This window comes from Vibrio sp. 1F279 (assembly GCF_041439815.1).
In the GTDB taxonomy this organism is placed as follows: Bacteria; Pseudomonadota; Gammaproteobacteria; order Enterobacterales; family Vibrionaceae; genus Vibrio; species Vibrio tasmaniensis_A.
Map to the genome: position 1 here is coordinate 35,908 of NZ_JBGOOU010000004.1, position 16,070 is coordinate 51,977.

General features: G+C 44.4%; 16 protein-coding genes and 1 tRNA gene. 10 read left to right on the forward strand and 7 right to left on the reverse strand.

Annotated features, from left to right (window positions below; translation table 11 throughout):
- Positions 1–88: 88 nt before the first annotated feature.
- Genes minE through minC form a run of 3 tightly spaced genes read right to left on the reverse strand, consistent with a single transcriptional unit; the run spans position 89 to position 1,856 of the window.
- Complete coding sequence (gene minE / locus ACED60_RS04620) at positions 89–352, reverse strand: cell division topological specificity factor MinE (RefSeq protein ID WP_009848499.1); 264 nt, start codon at positions 350–352, stop codon at positions 89–91.
- Between the two features lie 6 nt (positions 353–358).
- The gene (gene minD, locus ACED60_RS04625) at positions 359–1,171 is read right to left on the reverse strand and encodes a septum site-determining protein MinD (protein ID WP_009848498.1); all 813 of its coding nucleotides are present in this window, start codon (positions 1,169–1,171) and stop codon (positions 359–361) included.
- Positions 1,172–1,193: 22 nt separating this feature from the next.
- Entirely contained in the window at positions 1,194–1,856 is a 663-nt protein-coding gene (minC, locus tag ACED60_RS04630) for a septum site-determining protein MinC (RefSeq protein ID WP_009848497.1), read from the reverse strand.
- A gap of 218 nt (positions 1,857–2,074) precedes the next feature.
- Between minC and ACED60_RS04635 the strand changes: the two genes are divergently transcribed.
- From ACED60_RS04635 to ACED60_RS04655, 5 genes are all read left to right on the forward strand, one after another.
- Positions 2,075–2,365 (forward strand): YcgL domain-containing protein, encoded by a 291-nt coding sequence (locus ACED60_RS04635; RefSeq protein ID WP_371727027.1) that lies wholly within the window; start codon positions 2,075–2,077, stop codon positions 2,363–2,365.
- Between the two features lie 30 nt (positions 2,366–2,395).
- Positions 2,396–3,394, forward strand: a complete 999-nt coding sequence (locus ACED60_RS04640) for a lytic transglycosylase domain-containing protein (RefSeq protein ID WP_009848495.1) — start codon at positions 2,396–2,398, stop codon at positions 3,392–3,394.
- Between the two features lie 152 nt (positions 3,395–3,546).
- The gene (locus ACED60_RS04645) at positions 3,547–4,467 is read left to right on the forward strand and encodes a LysR family transcriptional regulator (protein WP_009848494.1); all 921 of its coding nucleotides are present in this window, start codon (positions 3,547–3,549) and stop codon (positions 4,465–4,467) included.
- Positions 4,468–4,672: 205 nt separating this feature from the next.
- On the forward strand, positions 4,673–5,872 hold the full coding sequence (locus ACED60_RS04650; RefSeq protein WP_102582663.1) for a NupC/NupG family nucleoside CNT transporter: 1,200 nt from the start codon (positions 4,673–4,675) through the stop codon (positions 5,870–5,872).
- 185 nt (positions 5,873–6,057) lie between these two features.
- On the forward strand, positions 6,058–7,872 hold the full coding sequence (locus tag ACED60_RS04655; RefSeq protein ID WP_371727028.1) for a cation:proton antiporter: 1,815 nt from the start codon (positions 6,058–6,060) through the stop codon (positions 7,870–7,872).
- Positions 7,873–8,023: 151 nt separating this feature from the next.
- Here ACED60_RS04655 and folD read toward each other — a convergent pair whose 3' ends face one another.
- Complete coding sequence (folD, locus tag ACED60_RS04660; RefSeq protein ID WP_012603477.1) at positions 8,024–8,881, reverse strand: bifunctional methylenetetrahydrofolate dehydrogenase/methenyltetrahydrofolate cyclohydrolase FolD; 858 nt, start codon at positions 8,879–8,881, stop codon at positions 8,024–8,026.
- A 211-nt stretch (positions 8,882–9,092) separates the two neighbouring features.
- On the opposite strand from folD, the gene ACED60_RS04665 reads away from it, so the two are divergent.
- Positions 9,093–9,169: transfer RNA gene (locus tag ACED60_RS04665), tRNA-Arg, on the forward strand.
- A 113-nt stretch (positions 9,170–9,282) separates the two neighbouring features.
- Here ACED60_RS04665 and ACED60_RS04670 read toward each other — a convergent pair.
- Positions 9,283–9,786 carry a GNAT family N-acetyltransferase gene (locus ACED60_RS04670; protein ID WP_371727029.1) on the reverse strand — a complete coding sequence of 168 codons (504 nt, stop codon included), beginning with the start codon at positions 9,784–9,786 and terminating at the stop codon, positions 9,283–9,285.
- Positions 9,787–10,083: 297 nt separating this feature from the next.
- Between ACED60_RS04670 and aroC the strand changes: the two genes are divergently transcribed.
- Complete coding sequence (aroC, locus tag ACED60_RS04675; RefSeq protein ID WP_004734182.1) at positions 10,084–11,169, forward strand: chorismate synthase; 1,086 nt, start codon at positions 10,084–10,086, stop codon at positions 11,167–11,169.
- Between the two features lie 113 nt (positions 11,170–11,282).
- On the opposite strand, the gene ACED60_RS04680 is transcribed toward aroC, so the two are convergent.
- Complete coding sequence (locus ACED60_RS04680; protein WP_004734183.1) at positions 11,283–11,906, reverse strand: trimeric intracellular cation channel family protein; 624 nt, start codon at positions 11,904–11,906, stop codon at positions 11,283–11,285.
- A gap of 299 nt (positions 11,907–12,205) precedes the next feature.
- Between ACED60_RS04680 and ACED60_RS04685 the strand changes: the two genes are divergently transcribed.
- The 3 genes from ACED60_RS04685 to ACED60_RS04695 all read left to right on the forward strand — a co-directional run bounded on the left by ACED60_RS04685 (position 12,206) and on the right by ACED60_RS04695 (position 13,719).
- Positions 12,206–12,736, forward strand: a complete 531-nt coding sequence (locus tag ACED60_RS04685; protein ID WP_012603480.1) for an elongation factor P hydroxylase — start codon at positions 12,206–12,208, stop codon at positions 12,734–12,736.
- 9 nt (positions 12,737–12,745) lie between these two features.
- Entirely contained in the window at positions 12,746–13,009 is a 264-nt protein-coding gene (locus ACED60_RS04690; RefSeq protein WP_009848738.1) for a YfcL family protein, read from the forward strand.
- Between the two features lie 188 nt (positions 13,010–13,197).
- Positions 13,198–13,719: an NADPH-dependent FMN reductase gene (locus ACED60_RS04695; protein WP_371727031.1), complete on the forward strand. Its 522-nt coding sequence runs from the start codon at positions 13,198–13,200 to the stop codon at positions 13,717–13,719.
- A gap of 154 nt (positions 13,720–13,873) precedes the next feature.
- On the opposite strand, the gene mnmC is transcribed toward ACED60_RS04695, so the two are convergent.
- A complete protein-coding gene (gene mnmC, locus ACED60_RS04700; RefSeq protein WP_371727032.1) occupies positions 13,874–15,952 on the reverse strand; it encodes a bifunctional tRNA (5-methylaminomethyl-2-thiouridine)(34)-methyltransferase MnmD/FAD-dependent 5-carboxymethylaminomethyl-2-thiouridine(34) oxidoreductase MnmC in 2,079 nt (692 codons plus the stop codon).
- Positions 15,953–16,070 lie beyond the last annotated feature (118 nt).

The window sequence follows — 16,070 nt, forward strand, 5'->3', positions numbered from 1 at the left end:
TAGCGTTTATACACAAGTTAAAATACCAAAAAAGAGAGCCTAGGCTCTCTTTTTTATTGAATCGTGATAAGCACCGCTCGAGCTTTGCTTATCGGTCTTCTTCTGGAAGTTTGACGTTTAGCTCTAATACTGAGATGTCGTCATCTTTGTGTTCGAAAGTCAGATCAACCATTGATGGATCGACGTCAACGTACTTCGCAATACACTTCAAGATGTCTTCTTTTAGTTGCGGCAGATAAGACGGCGCTGGGTCGTCATGGCTGCGTCGCTCGGCAACAATGATCTGCAAACGCTCTTTAGCTAGGTTTGCGGTTGTCTTTTTTTGTGGTCTAAAAAACTCTAGTAATGACATTGCGAATTAGCCCCCGAACAGTCTTTTGAAGATGCCTTTCTTCTGTTCCGTTAAGAAACGGAAGTCCACTTGGCTACCCAGTAGTCGTTCTACAGTATCATTGTAAGCCATACCTGCGTCGGTTGCTTCGTCAAAAATAACTGGAACACCCTTGTTCGACGCGTTCAGTACTGCTTGACTCTCTGGGATGACACCCAGTAGAGAGATGTGAAGAATCTCTTCAACGTCTTCAACACTTAGCATCTCACCTTGAGTTACACGTGCTGGGTTGTAGCGAGTCAGTAAAAGGTGCGTTTTCACTGGTTCTAAGCCATCTTCTGAACGACGAGACTTAGAATCGAGAATACCGAGAATACGGTCTGAATCGCGTACAGAAGAAACTTCTGGGTTAGTTGTAACAATCGCTTCATCAGCAAAGTAAAGCGCCATCAGAGCGCCTTGCTCGATACCTGCAGGAGAATCACAGATGATGAAATCAAAGCCCATTTCATCTAGTTCATCAAATACACGACGAACACCATCTTTTGTTAATGCATCTTTATCACGAGTTTGAGAAGCCGGAAGAATGAATAGATTCTCTGTGCGCTTGTCTTTGATCATCGCTTGGTTCAGTGTCGCTTCGCCATTGATAACGTTAACGAAGTCGTACACAACACGACGCTCACAACCCATGATTAAATCTAGGTTACGCAGACCGATATCAAAGTCGATAACTGCGGTTTTCTTCCCTTTTAAAGCTAAGCCTGAGGCAATAGCTGCACTGGAGGTCGTTTTGCCTACCCCGCCTTTACCTGACGTTACAACGATAATGCGTGCCATTTTGTTTTCCTTTTTATTTCTCTTATATTGCGAGGACATCAACGTGTAATACATCGTTTGCCATACTGAACATGGTTTTCTTCTGCCAGTACTCGCTTTCAATTTGATCGCTGAGCCAGTAATTTCCAGCAATGGAAACCAGCTCGGCTTGTAAATCATTACAAATTATTTTTGCTTCAGTTTGACCACTCGCGCCTGCAATCGCACGACCGCGTAAAGTACCATGGATATGGATGCTGCCATCGGCTATGACTTCTGCGCCAGCACTCACATGGCTGAGGATCAATAGATCGCCATCTTTTGCATACACTTGCTGACCAGAACGAATAGGCGTTCTCACCACTTTTATCGGAGCCATCTTCGCTGGAGCTTGAGAAGGTGATTTACTGGCTGTCATCACTGCAAAACCAGCTTCTTTCGCTAGGTTCTGCATACGTTTATCCGAACAACCAGCCACACCTACTGGGATCATGCCCGCTTGAGATATACCCTCTTTCAGTTGCACAAAATCGATATCACCCGCGACTTTGCTAATATTGATAACAACAGGCGCAGCAGCGAAAAAAGTGGGAGCTTGGTTTACTTTTTCTTGAAGAAAAGACACCGCATTTTCGACTTGATCATCGGATAAGTGCAAAACAGATAGCGTAAAACTGCTACCTTTTAGATCTGGATTACTAGACATCGAAAACTACAGGACCTCAATAGCGGATTGGTACAATTTCTTTATCAATAAAATAAAGGGCGTTGCCTGAAACTTGGTTTATCATGTTATATTCCCAAACCAAGCACAGCAAGTAATCTTGTTGTCAAATGAACGTTTGTTCCCAATATTTCCCTTAACATAAACTATTGATCTCGTAAGTGAGAGTTTTGTAGTCATAAACAATAAAAAGGTTTGTCATGCTGTGTTCTATATATAAAAGTTCAAAGAAAGAAGGAACATACCTTTATATCCCTAAGAAGGATGATTTCTCACAAGTTCCTGACGCATTGATGCAAATGTTTGGTAAACCTGGTTTTGTAATGGTAATTAAAATGGATGGCCGTAAACTGGCGCAAGTGAACATCGATAAAGTGAGAGAATCACTGAACACCGATGGTTTCTTTTTGCAGGTTCCGCCACCACCGGTTAATGAACTTGAACTTCATAAAGAGCGTAAAGCTCAGCAAAACGTTCAAGACGAAGAGTGATAGCTACCTTAATTCAGGGAGGAGTGATCGTTGAGTAAATTTTCGAAAACCATATTGGCTGTGTCGGCATTACTATTGGGTAATAGCCTGACGATTGGTTCAGTTCAGGCTGAAGAGCTGAGCTTTGAGCAATATGTAGAGAAACTAAAGCAACAAGGCCGTGCAGAAGGCATCTCTGAAACGATCATTGATCAGGCCTTTGATGGTGTGACGTTTAAGCCAAGAGCGGTGAAAGCCGATAAGAATCAACCTGAGAAAAAACTGACTCTGGATGAATACATTCCACGCGCGGTTCCAGATTGGAAAGTGAAGCAGGCGAGATCGCTTTATAAGAAGCATTATTCAGCGTTGAAGCGCATTGGTGATGAATATGGTGTTCAACCAAGATTCATTGTCGCGCTATGGGGTGTTGAGAGTAACTTTGGTAAGTTCACGGGTAACTACAGTGTTATTGATGCTCTCACGACTATGGCCTATGAAGGACGTAGAGAAGCCTTCTTCCGTAGCGAAGCGATGGCGGCGTTGAAGATTCTTGATCAAGGCCATATTGCACCACAAGAGATGAAAGGCTCTTGGGCTGGTGCGATGGGACAACCTCAGTTTATGCCAAGCTCATTCTTAGCTTATGCCGCTGACGGTAACGGCGATGGCAAGAAAGATATTTGGGGTACTGAAGAAGATGTATTTGCTTCAGCGGCGAATTATCTCAGCCAATCGGGTTGGGATGACAAATATACTTGGGGCCGTCAGGTTCACGTACCGTCGACTGTGTCTATTGAAATGCAAGGCCGAGGCGAAGACAAAGCGAAATACTTAAAAGAGTGGTCTGAACTCGGTATTAAGCGCTTTGACGATCGCCCACTACCAACGCTTGATGAAGATATTAAAGCTTGGCTAATTATGCCAGACGATGAAACTGGCCGTTCTTACCTCATTTACAACAACTACAATGTGTTAATGAAGTGGAATCGTTCTTACTACTTTGCTTTGGCAGTTAGCCACTTAGCAGACAGAATTAAGTTTGATTAATCGACCTAATTTGATTAACAGATTTAGGTCGCTTTGAATAGCATTTGGTCTACCATAGGCAGAACGAACTAAAGGACTCTTCGGAGTCCTTTTTCTTTTATATTTCAGAGATTTTTAAAGGTGGCCTTGTGCTAACAGATAGAGCCGCACAGATGGTGATATTCCATGCGTTAATCAAGCATGAAGGCTTTACCAGTGCAGCAAAAAGTTTGAATGTGTCGGTGTCTCACATCAGTAAGCAAGTTGCTTTGCTCGAGGATTCGATAGGTATCAAGCTGGTGCAAAGAACCACACGCAGCCTGACACTAACTGAAGCAGGGGAAGTGTTCTATCAGCATTGTGAGCAGCTGTTCAATACGGTGAAAGCGGCTCAAATGGATATGGATAGCCAGCGTGACGACATTTCTGGAATATTCCGCATAGGCTTGTCTCAGTCATTTGGCACACTGCATATCATTCCAGCGATTGATCAGCTCAGACAGCTCTATCCGCAGCTGAGAATTGAAGTGCATTTGTTCGATTACAAAGTGGATATGATTGAGGAGCGCTTGGATCTTTGGATCACCAATAATGAAGACCTGCCAGAAGGTTATATTGCGCAGCGTTTAGCCGACAGCCAATTTGTGGTAGCCGCATCACCGGATTATCTGATTAAAGCTGGTACTCCTCATGTGCCATCTGATCTGATTGACCATAACTGTCTTATCTATCGCAGCCGTGAACGAGACTACACGTCATGGGCGTTTGATAACGGGCAAGAAAACCTCAGTGTCAAAGTGGCGGGCGATTACTCGGTGGATTTGGCTGAGGCGGTACGAGACGCAGCTGTATCTGGGTGGGGTGTTGCTTATTTGGCGACTTATTTAGTCAAAGAGGAGTTTAGAACAGGCAAGTTAATCCAAGTATTACCAGAATGGAGAGCCAGTCAGTTGATGCCATTCTATGCCGTCTATCCGAGTCGAAAGAACATGCCAAAGAAGCTTTCAGCAGTGATTGAGTTCATCAAACAGCATGTTGGTTCGCCGACGTATTGGGACAAAAACCTCAAAACTTGCGTTGAGCTGCATCGTTAATTGTTTCCTAATTCATAAATATAATTTCCATATGGAAAAAGTATGCTTTTTGAACAAGTTAATCCATTAAAATTCAATGCGTTAATCTAACCTTGGGCAAGTTGCTGATAATCCCAACATCACATTAACAACCGCACCTTGCCGCAAACGATTTCCTCTATACAATGCGTCGCCTTTCCTACCTACAACTTTTAGGTTGACGCATATGGCTTCCCTACTTGGAATTATCACTATTTTAGTAGCCGCTTGGTTACTATCTACGGACAGAAAAAATATTCCGCTAAGAACCGTCTCTTTGGCTTTCTTACTGCAAATCTCATTCGCGCTATTGGTTCTTTATGTGCCAATGGGTAAAGAAGCGCTGAATGCAGCTACTGGTGCGGTGTCTAGCTTGATCAACTACGGTCAAGAGGGGATTAACTTCCTATTTGGTGGCCTAACGAATAACGGATTTGTTTTCGCTATTAACGTTCTCGGCATCATTATCTTTTTCTCTGCACTGATTTCAGGTTTGTACCACATCGGGTTTATGCCAAAGGTGATCAACCTTATCGGCGGTGCTTTGCAAAAGTTCTTGGGTACAGGTCGTGCGGAGTCACTGTCTGCAACGGCGAACATCTTTGTTGGTATGATTGAAGCACCATTGGTGGTTAAGCCTTACCTAAAACATATGACGGACTCACAACTGTTTGCTGTGATGGTATGTGGTTTGGCTTCTGTTGCTGGCGGCACGCTAGTGGGTTATGCATCGCTGGGTGTTGACCTAAACTATCTGATCGCTGCGGCATTCATGTCGGCACCAGCTGGTCTATTGATGGCTAAAATCTTAGTACCAGGCAGCCCAGAGGATGTTCAAGAAAATATTGAGTCTGGTGTAGAGATTCCACGAGCAACAAACGTAGTTGAGGCAATGGCAGATGGGGCTATGTCTGGACTTCGTATTGCCGTTGCGGTGGGTGCGACACTTCTAGCCTTTATCAGTGTGATTGCGATGCTGAATGGCTTGTTAGGTATTGTTGGTGGCTGGTTTGGCGTAAACCTAAGCTTCGAACTTATCCTAGGTTATGTGTTCGCACCCGTTGCATGGCTGATCGGTGTACCGTGGTCTGAAGCTGTGGTTGCAGGCTCGCTGATCGGTAACAAAATCGTTGTGAATGAGTTTGTGGCTTTCATCCAGTTAATGGACGTAAAAGATGCACTGAGTGAGCACTCAAAAGCGATCGTTACTTTTGCACTATGTGGTTTTGCTAACATCTCTACCATGGCGATTCTGATTGGCGGTTTGGGTAGCTTAGTTCCTGAGCGTCGCTCTTTCATCTCACAATATGGCTTCAAAGCGATTTGTGCGGGTGTGCTTGCCAACTTAATGAGCGCTGCGATCGCTGGCGTGGTGCTTTCTCTGTAGCTAGATGATAAGTACAGAGTGGATGAGTCAGTCACTTTATTTCCCCTATAGTAAAGTGACTGATTAATCACACTAATATTCGGTTAGCATGAAAAAGAGAGCCTATAGTTTAATGACATAGGCTTTCTTGTTTCAGCAAATAGGTTTGTATCACAAGGTGTGGTGCAAATTTTTTAGGGGCACAAATGGATTTGTCGATTACTTCATCCTTGGCGTTAATTGGACTGCTGTCCTTAACGTGTCAATTGTTAGGCTGGCGCTTACGTCTTCCTGCTATTCTTCCTCTTCTTATTGTCGGCCTACTTTTAGGTCCCGGTCTTAACATCCTTAATCCCGATGCCATTTTTGGTGACGTGCTATTTCCGCTGATTTCATTAGGGGTCGCTATTATTCTGTTTGAAGGTGCATTGACCCTGAATTTCAAGGAAATAAGAGGTCATGGTCGTATGGTGACGCACCTCGTGAGTTTCGGCATGCTGATTACTTGGGCGTGTATTGTTGTTGGTGCTTATTACTTTGTGGACTTCAGTTGGCCATTAGCCGCGCTGTTTGCTGCCTTAGTGGTGGTGACGGGGCCAACTGTTATTGTTCCCATGCTGCGCAGCATTCAACCTAAATCTTCCTTAGGCAGTATCTTGCGCTGGGAAGGGATAGTGATTGATCCGATTGGCGCTCTGTTTGCCGTTCTCGTTTACGAATACATTGTCTCTTCAGCCGATCCTACAAGCCATGTACTGTCGGCCTTGGGGCTGACTCTAGCCATCGGTTTAGGCTTAGGGATCATCGGTGGCTATTTGATTGCCAAGATGCTGCAAGGGCATTGGGTTCCGCACTATTTGCGTAACGTCGCAGTCTTGACGTTGATGTTGTCGGCATTCTCTTTTTCTAATGATCTGAGTGAAGAGTCTGGCCTATTAACCGTGACCATCATGGGCATCTGGCTCGCCAACGTGAAAGGCTTGGATCTTGAAGACATTATTGAGTTCAAAGAGACCTTAACCGTGTTACTCATTTCTGCGTTGTTTATTCTGTTAGCTAGCAGGCTTGATTCAGGGACTTTTCTCTCAATAGGTTGGGGTGGTATTGGCTTATTAGCGGTCGTCATGCTGGTGGCTCGTCCTTTGAGTGTGTGGATCAGCGGGATCGGCACGGATCTTACCTCAGCAGATAAATGGTTTTTGAGCTGGATGGCACCGCGCGGGATCGTTGCTGCCGCAGTTTCTTCTCTGTTTGCTATCAAACTTCAAGAGAAGCAATTAATCGAAGGGGCGGATCTACTGGTGCCCATGGTGTTCTTGGTCATTATTGGTACGGTTGTGATTCAGAGCCTAACCGCGAGTTGGTGGGCGAGAAGGTTGGGTGTGACTCAAGAGAAAGCACAAGGGGTTATCTTCTTTGGTGCGACTCATTTTTCACGCCAGTTTGCCAAAGTGCTGGCGACACACAGCATCAACAGTGTGCTTGCTGATACCAACTGGGAGAGCATTCGCTTAGCGCGTATGGATAATCTGAATGTCTATTTTGGTAACCCAGCCTCAAATCACGCGGAAAATAATCTGGAATTGGATGGGCTAGGGCGCGCCATGATCGTCTCGCCTTATCGTCAAACCAACCCATTAGTCAGTATGCATTATCAAGATGAGTTTGGTGAAAACAAGGTGTTTGAGCTTGAATCGACAGAAACTAAACACGAAAGGCATTCAGTGAGTCGAGATGGCAACAGAAGTCTGTTTTCGGAAGGAATTACCTATTCCAAGCTTAACTCCTTGATGGCTCAAGGCTGCCAAATAAAGAGTACAGGTTTGACCGAAGCGTTTGACCTTAATGAGTTTAACGCCCTGTATCCTAAAGCGATTCCACTCGGTGTGATTACTGGCGGTGATTTCCGTTTAGTGACACAAGGTTCTGATTTGGAAAAACTGGTATCAACGGAGTGTGCGATCATTAGTTTATTGCCGCCTTCTGAACAGACGGAAAAAATCGAGATACCAGATAAGTAGCAAAGAGCACTGCATCAGAAGCGAGTTGCCCTGATTCAAAAAAGCCGCAACGTTCATCACGTTGCGGCTTTCTAATTCTGCTCTAGCTTACTTTACTCTAGGGCGAGGCAATTCATGCCAACGGTATTACTATCGAAGCTGTCATTGCGGACTATTTCGAGTGAAACTGCTCACAAGCAATCATTGTGTTCTCAATTAGGCTTGCTACAGTCATTGGACCAACACCACCCGGAACTGGTGTGATGAAGCTTGCGCTCTCTTTCGCGACATCGTATTCAACGTCGCCAACGAGTTTGCCAGATTCCAAACGGTTGATGCCTACATCGACCACAACAGCCCCTTTCTTAATCCAAGCACCAGGAATGAAGTTAGGCTTACCAACTGCTACAACAACAACATCTGCTTGACGTACATGACCCTCAAGGTCTTTGGTGAAGCGGTGACATGTTGTCGTCGTACAACCGGCTAGAAGAAGCTCTAACGTCATTGGGCGGCCTACGATGTTTGATGCGCCAACCACAACCGCGTGTTTGCCACGTAAGTCGATGTTATAACGGTCAAGCAGCGTAATGATGCCTTTAGGCGTACAAGAGCGAAGCTTAGGCATACGCTGAGCCAAACGACCTACGTTGTATGGGTGGAAGCCATCAACGTCTTTTTCCGGCGTGATGCGCTCAAGAACTTGAGTGCTATCAATACCAGCTGGTAGGGGAAGTTGAACAAGAATACCGTCAATCTCCGGGTCTTCGTTCAGTTGGTCTACCAGTGTTAATAATTCGTCTTCTGTCGCAGTGGCTGGCAAGTCGTAAGATTTAGATACGAAGCCAACTTCTTCACATGCTTTACGTTTACTTCCTACGTAAACCTGAGAAGCAGGGTCTTCACCCACTAAAACAACCGCTAGGCCCGGAGCGCGTAATCCAGCTTGAGTGCGAGCTTTTACACGAGCCGCAACTTCAGAGCGAACCGTTTGAGAAATTAGCTTTCCATCAATATTTTGAGCAGTCATGAATTTCCTTAGTATTGATATTCAAGTTAGTGGCTGATGTTTTTGGCGCATTATTCCAGAAAATCTTTTTGATTACCATCAAGCAAACGTTTGCTTTGTTCTATTTTCCAACACTTATAATCCTATTGCACTTTTTTTACTCACTTGGATCAGAATGTTACATAAAGCCGTTGCTTTACTGATTCGAATTCGTATAATCCTTCCCTGTAGCGCGCCCTTAGCTCAGCTGGATAGAGCACCTCCCTTCTAAGGAGGTGGTCGAAGGTTCGAATCCTTCAGGGCGTACCACTATTTAAAGAAACCCGATAACTCTCTGAGTTGTCGGGTTTTTTGCATTTCAGAACGACTTAATCTATCAAAACCATTTTTTGTATTTCGATGCCTCTGTCTTTTGTCTTTTGCTAAACGGCCACTAGCTGTGGGGTATATCTAAGACCTAACATACTGCACCCATCTTCCAAATAACTGTCGGTGACAACGTTGAATCCGAATTTACCATAGTAGTCTTTGAGATGTGCTTGTGCCGAAATAAAAATTGAACAGTCAGGGTACGCCTCGCGGGTTGCATCAAAGCTTACTTGCATCAGCTGATTACCAATCTGTTTACCTCGATAATCCTTTGCTACGATCACTCGCCCGATACAAACATCATCTGCATCAGAATCGAGCAAAGGGAGAACATCTACGGGGTATCCAAGCTTCTGAGCCATAATTCGACTGTAAGCTACTAGTTGCCCGTTCTCATAACCCATGACGTGATAGGTTTCTGGATGGCTATCTTTGCCGTCTAGATCACTATAGGGTGTGTTCATATCGACGATAAAAATATCGACTCTTTGCTGTAAGAAATCATAGAGCTCTTGAACAGACAGCTCCGAAAATTTTTTAACTCTCCACTCGATCATCACTTTTCTCCTTATTATTTTGGGCTACAACATAGATAGTATTCAAACCGAGTTCATTAACCTTTGTTAACTGGCCATGAAACTATTCAAAATCACCACTTTAAAGCACCACTCATTTCCCCTCGTTATTCATTTCATTCGGCTCATGTAATAGAAAGTTAAAATTGTTGGTTTTTTGGGGTTTACATCATTTGGTAATAAAGCCAATATGAATTCACGAAGAATAGACAAGTAAAGCTGTTAGCCCGTAGGTTTAGGAATCAAACCTTCTGCTCAATGGCTGATTTAGAGGAAGTAATGGCAGGAAACAGTATCGGACAACATTTCCGCGTGACTACGTTCGGAGAAAGTCACGGTATCGCACTAGGATGTATCGTAGATGGATGCCCACCAGGATTAGAAATTACCGAAGCAGACCTTCAAAGAGATTTGGATCGTCGTCGCCCAGGTACTTCTCGTTATACAACGGCTCGCCGTGAAGCGGATGAAGTGAAAATCTTATCAGGTGTATTTGAAGGCCAAACTACGGGTACTTCTATTGGTCTATTGATTGAAAATACAGACCAACGCTCTAAAGACTATTCCGAAATTAAAGACAAGTTCCGCCCTGGCCACGCTGATTATACCTACCATCAAAAGTACGGTGTGCGTGATTACCGAGGTGGCGGTCGCTCTTCTGCTCGTGAAACTGCAATGCGTGTTGCGGCAGGTGCGATTGCGAAGAAATACCTTAAGCAAGAATTTGGTGTTGAAATCCAAGCTTATCTTTCTCAAATGGGTGATATCTCAATTGATAAAGTGGATTGGAACGAGATCGAAAACAACGCTTTCTTCTGTCCTGATGCCGACAAAGTACCTGAATTTGACCAACTGATTCGTGATTTGCTAAAAGAAGGCAACTCGATCGGTGCGAAGATTCAAGTAGTTGCGACTAAAGTGCCTGTAGGCCTTGGTGAGCCAATCTTTGATCGTCTAGATGCAGATATCGCGCATGCTCTAATGAGCATCAATGCTGTGAAAGGTGTTGAGATTGGTGATGGCTTCGATGTCGTTAATCAACGCGGTAGTGAACATCGTGATCCATTAACTCCAGAAGGCTTCAGCAGCAACCATGCTGGCGGTATCTTAGGCGGTATTTCTACTGGTCAAGATATTGTGGCAAGCATTGCGCTTAAACCCACATCAAGCATTACCGTTCCTGGTGACACTATCACCAAAGACGGTGAAGCAACGCAGCTAATCACTAAAGGCCGTCACGATCCATGTGTTGGTATCCGTGCAGTGCCTATTGCTGAAGCGATGCTGGCTATCGTGTTGCTTGATCACTTACTACGTCACCGTGGTCAAAACTTTGGTGTGACAACAGAAACGCCAAAAATCTAGTTCTGCTTCGTTTTATTCAGAACAGATTTGAAACTGATTTGAGAGAAATCAAAAAGGGTTGCTTCGTAATGAAGCAACCCTTTTTATATTCTGCGTCATTGAGAATATATTATCTAATGCACAGAGCTTTCCGGATCAAGCTGGAACGAAGGCAAGCGCCATTTGAATCTCACTGCTGCCATGCGCAGTAAATAGCCTACAACCAATGTCACGATCGTCGCGGTCACATCGTTTATGCCTAGTTCAAGAAGACCTAAGTACAAGCCTGAAGCGACAAGGGCGACAGATGCGTACAACTCTTCATGCAAGACTAGTGGCGTTTGACGACAGATAAGATCGCGCAGCAGGCCACCAAACACGCCAGTTACTAATGCAGACACCATACAAATCATTGGGTGCAGACCCATGGTCATCGCTACTTTAGTACCAATGATACTAAATACGATAAGCCCCAACGCATCCAAACGAATGAACAAGCCTTTTAGCTTGATTACCCATTTGGCTAATCCCGTTGTGATAACACCAGCAATACAAGTGATCGCCAGATACTGGGGGTTTTCAACCCAGCCTAAAGGGTAATGGCCGAGTAAAATATCTCTTACTGTACCTCCGCCAATTGCCGTTGCACTCGCAACCAGCATTACACCAAACCAATCCATTTTTTGTTTGCCAGCACTGAGAGCACCGGTCATGGCTTCTGCCGTGATGCCAATGATATACAAAACACTTAGTAGCATTGCTGTAGCTCTATAATTTAGGTCTATAAATTGGAGTCTTATAGGCCGTAGGGATATAAAAATGAAGCGCGAGTGTAGTAGTAAAAACGCTGATTGACGAATGAATATTTGTACCGTGAATAGGCATTTCAGATTAGCTAAACTAATCATTCACCTCAAAGTGGTGTAATCTGGGATCAGCAATCGATTGTCATCGTAAAGTATTATGATGAACCTAATGTCATTGCCAGTGATAGGGCTTTACCGAGCGCTTAAAAAAACGCAAAATGCCCCAGTTCTTTTTACTTAAATTTGATCTTATGACACACCAATACCCAGACATCATCGACATTTTCAATCAAACCTTTTTCGAGAGCTTCAATACTAAGCTAGAACTGGGAGCGGACGAGCCCATTTACCTGCCAGCCGATGAGGAGATTCCTCATCACCGTATCGTTTTTGCTCGTGGCTTTTATGCTTCAGCACTTCACGAGATAGCGCACTGGTGTGTGGCTGGTCCTGAGCGTCGCTTATTGGAAGATTTTGGTTACTGGTATGAGCCTGATGGCCGAACTGAGTCGGTTCAAGCTGAGTTTGAAAAAGTGGAAATTCGCCCACAAGCGTATGAATGGATCATTGCGACCAGCGCAGGCTTTCCTTTTAATGTTAGCTGTGACAATCTACACGGCGATTTTGAGCCAGATCGTTTGGCCTTTATGAATAAAGTACACAGCGAAGTCATGGGTATCTTTGAAGCTGGTCTGCCGCCTCGCGTGAAAATGCTCTCTGAAGCATTACGCAGCTTCTATGATGTTGCGCCTTTATGTACTAGCCAATTTATTGTGAAATAAGAGAATATTATGATTATCGAATTTGAAGAAAAACTACTTGAATTAATTGATGCTCGCATTGAAAACGCATCAGATGATGAACTGTTTGCTGGTGGTTACTTACGTGGTCATATTTCTCTTTCAGTAGCTTCATGTGAAGAAGACGGTATTGAAGACGTAGCAGAAGTTAAATTGCGTATTGAGAAGAGCCTAGAAGACGCTCGTTCTGAATTGACGCCAGCCGATCGTACGATCGTTAATGACCTTTGGGTTGAGCTGCAAAACCAAGCGTAACTTTAGTCGTTTAGCATTATTCGTCTACCGTAATTCGCTCACAACTCTCCCTCCTCATTTTTGAGCGAACCAATAATTTGAGACTCATTCGAATTTTTTGAATGAGTCCGTTCAATCCTTGTGATGGTTCCATTTTCTGACTACGTTATTCTAATCCCACTTAACGGAATCACAGAAAAGGTCACATCATGAAAGTTATTGCATTTGGCGTAAGCACCAGCTCTACCTCTATCAACAAAACTCTAGCAACTTACGCAGCTAACTTGATTGAAGGTGCTGAAGTCAAAGTTCTAAACATCAACGATTACAACGTTCCTATGTTTAGTGAAGACACTGAAAAAGAGATTGGTCAAGCGGAAGGTGCTCAAGCATTCTTACGTGACCTAGCAGAAGCTGACGCATTTGTTATCTCTTTCGCTGAGCACAACGGCCACTACCCAGCGGCGTACAAAAACCTATTTGACTGGGCGACACGCATTGAGCGTTCAGTATTTGGCGAGAAACCTGCGGTTTACTTAGCGACATCACCAGGCCCTGGTGGCGCACAAACAGTACTTGGCGCAGCAACGGGTTCGGCTCCGTACTTTGGTGGTAACGTTAAAGCATCGCTTTCAGTGCCTAGCTTCTACGATAACTTTGATTTTGAGTCTGGTGCTATCAGCAACGAAGAGATCGCCCAACAGATTAAAGACGCAGTTGCTAAGCTGTAAATACTGCTCCGTTTAGAACATCAGTTTAGATCAACACGAACAACAAAAAGCCCGAGTGACATAGTGTCGCTCGGGCTTTCTAGCTTTTAGCCTTTAGTTTTAGATATTTCTGATATTCAGAAACTTCAGATGTTCAGAATAGCTGAACTAGAAACTATGAATTTGATTTAGAGTGCTTGTCTGCAACCCATCCAGCCGTTAATGCTTTGCCTTTACGCAGTCTGCGCACCCACATTCTGCTTGGGTGAATCGCCTCAAGCACATCGACAGGTAAGGGAAGCGGATCGCCACAAATTTGCGATGCTAACACTTCAGCTAATAATGGCGCAGAGCTCAAGCCACGTGAGCCTAGCCCGATAAAGCAGTATAGGTTAGGGAAGCTTGCTACCGTTTGAATGTCATCAACAGAGTGACGTTGCGGGTTGAAGTTGTGCAGGTCTTGGTACTGTTCTTTGATGGATTCAAAATCGCCAACGTTTCCGACAAACGGAAGGTGGTCACGGCTTACGCTGCGGATACCTTGGCGCGCTAAATTGTCACTGGTGTCGACATCTTTTGTCCATGCTTGATCTGGTAACGACCCATGTAGGCGCTCACCATTATGTTGCTGAACCTCAATATCAAACTCTTGGTCGATATTGGTCTTGTCGTAGTTCGCGCCAATACAGTGGTGACCATTATTTGGATTCTGTGGCGTAAGATAGCCATCAAAGCACAACACCGTTTTTAGTTGACTGAGGTTTTCTGTAGTCGGAATATGACTCACTTGGCCTTTAACTGGCGTCAGAGGTACAGGGCGAGTTTGCTCAAATTGGGTGAACTTGTGTCCATTCGCGACAACTACTTGGTCGTGCTTGGTTTGAATTTCACCTTGAGGCGTCTCAATCGTCAGCAACCATTGCTGTTCTGTTTCTAACCATTCAAGTTGCGTTACTTGATGTTGATAGTGCGCGCTCACTTGGTTGGTCTCTTCTAACCTGCCAATCAAACCTTGAGTCAGTTGGAGAGGGCTTAACCAACCTCCCAGTGGAAAGTAGACACTCTCTTTATCGACTGGTAAGCCAATCTTTTCGTTGGCTTGCTCTGGCGTTAAACGCTGAATCAGATCTGTGTGGAAATTGCCTTCTAACATGCGATTGAGCTTTTTAGTGGAGCCTTCATCCCACATCAGAATATTAACGCCACACCAACTGTAGTCAAACTCAATAGATTGTGCCGCCTGATTAATAAACTGACGAGCAAACAGCAACCCTGGACCAAACACGCGAGACACGTTCGATGTCGCTTCGCTGAGTAGCGGATAAATGGCACCTTGGTTGTTACCTGAGGCATTGCCCGCAGCTTGTGGGGGTTCACAATAAAGGGTGATGTTTTTACCACGTCGGCTTAACGTTTTTGCGAGCGCAGCGCTGGCAACACCACCACCGATAATGGCGATATCTTGTGAATCACTGTGTTGAGCTAGGCCATACCAAGGTTTGATGTTGGTATGAGCGTGCTTTTCGTCAAGTCGGCCGGCAATCATTTCACGCTTAGTACCAAAGCCTTTAACTTTTTTCATTGCAAAGCCGGCTTCGATTAAACCGCGGCGAACAAAACCGGCAGCGGTAAACGTTGCACAGCGGCAATCTTGTTTTGCCAGTTTGGCCATGCCGTTGAATAGGTTTTGATTCCACATTTCAGGGTTTTTGCTTGGAGCAAAGCCATCTAAGAACCACGCATCGACTAAACCTTTGCGAGGGGTCGGCACGTTTGGCATACAATCCTTAATATCACCAAACCACAAATCAAGCGTGATAGCACCATCGCCCAACACAATGCGGTGACATTCAGGCAGGGCAATCGGGTAGTGTTCTTGGAGTTGTGTCGCATACTCCGCTAATTCTGGCCACGATTGGTGCGCTTTGATTAGGTCATCTTTATTTAAAGGATATTTTTCAAAACTGATGAAATGTAACTCTTTGGTCATAGCTTGTGGGTTATCTTTAAGAAAAGCATCGAACCATTGCCAGACCGCGAGAAAGTTTAAACCTGTACCAAAACCAGTTTCAGCAATCACAAAACGGCGTTGTTGATGTTCAACCCAACGCTCTGGAAGGTGGTTTTGTTTTAAAAAGACGTAGCGAGTTTCTTCTAAACCGTTAACATTAGAGAAGTAAACGTCGTCAAATTGGTCTGAAACTGGCGTGCCAGACTCATTCCATTCCAGTTCTGCATTAGTAATTGAAGTCATAAAATCTATCATTTTGTGATTTGAAGCGATATGTTGGTAGGGATTGTACGAATTTCTAGGAAAGCTGACCACTTTTGTTAGGCTTCTTAGTTATCATCTAGCTGAATTTAGAATTATA

What these genes read in the sequence shown, in the direction of transcription:
- aroC (WP_004734182.1), top strand. Translation starts at nt 10,084, where the DNA reads ATGGCAGGAAACAGTATCGGACAACATTTCCGCGTGACTACGTTCGGA.
- mnmC (WP_371727032.1), bottom strand. Translation starts at nt 15,952, where the DNA reads ATGACTTCAATTACTAATGCAGAACTGGAATGGAATGAGTCTGGCACG.
- ACED60_RS04670 (WP_371727029.1), bottom strand. Translation starts at nt 9,786, where the DNA reads ATGATCGAGTGGAGAGTTAAAAAATTTTCGGAGCTGTCTGTTCAAGAG.
- ACED60_RS04685 (WP_012603480.1), top strand. Translation starts at nt 12,206, where the DNA reads ATGACACACCAATACCCAGACATCATCGACATTTTCAATCAAACCTTT.
- ACED60_RS04680 (WP_004734183.1), bottom strand. Translation starts at nt 11,906, where the DNA reads ATGCTACTAAGTGTTTTGTATATCATTGGCATCACGGCAGAAGCCATG.
- folD (WP_012603477.1), bottom strand. Translation starts at nt 8,881, where the DNA reads ATGACTGCTCAAAATATTGATGGAAAGCTAATTTCTCAAACGGTTCGC.
- ACED60_RS04655 (WP_371727028.1), top strand. Translation starts at nt 6,058, where the DNA reads ATGGATTTGTCGATTACTTCATCCTTGGCGTTAATTGGACTGCTGTCC.
- ACED60_RS04695 (WP_371727031.1), top strand. Translation starts at nt 13,198, where the DNA reads ATGAAAGTTATTGCATTTGGCGTAAGCACCAGCTCTACCTCTATCAAC.
- ACED60_RS04650 (WP_102582663.1), top strand. Translation starts at nt 4,673, where the DNA reads ATGGCTTCCCTACTTGGAATTATCACTATTTTAGTAGCCGCTTGGTTA.
- minC (WP_009848497.1), bottom strand. Translation starts at nt 1,856, where the DNA reads ATGTCTAGTAATCCAGATCTAAAAGGTAGCAGTTTTACGCTATCTGTT.
- minD (WP_009848498.1), bottom strand. Translation starts at nt 1,171, where the DNA reads ATGGCACGCATTATCGTTGTAACGTCAGGTAAAGGCGGGGTAGGCAAA.
- ACED60_RS04645 (WP_009848494.1), top strand. Translation starts at nt 3,547, where the DNA reads ATGGTGATATTCCATGCGTTAATCAAGCATGAAGGCTTTACCAGTGCA.
- ACED60_RS04690 (WP_009848738.1), top strand. Translation starts at nt 12,746, where the DNA reads ATGATTATCGAATTTGAAGAAAAACTACTTGAATTAATTGATGCTCGC.
- minE (WP_009848499.1), bottom strand. Translation starts at nt 352, where the DNA reads ATGTCATTACTAGAGTTTTTTAGACCACAAAAAAAGACAACCGCAAAC.
- ACED60_RS04635 (WP_371727027.1), top strand. Translation starts at nt 2,075, where the DNA reads ATGCTGTGTTCTATATATAAAAGTTCAAAGAAAGAAGGAACATACCTT.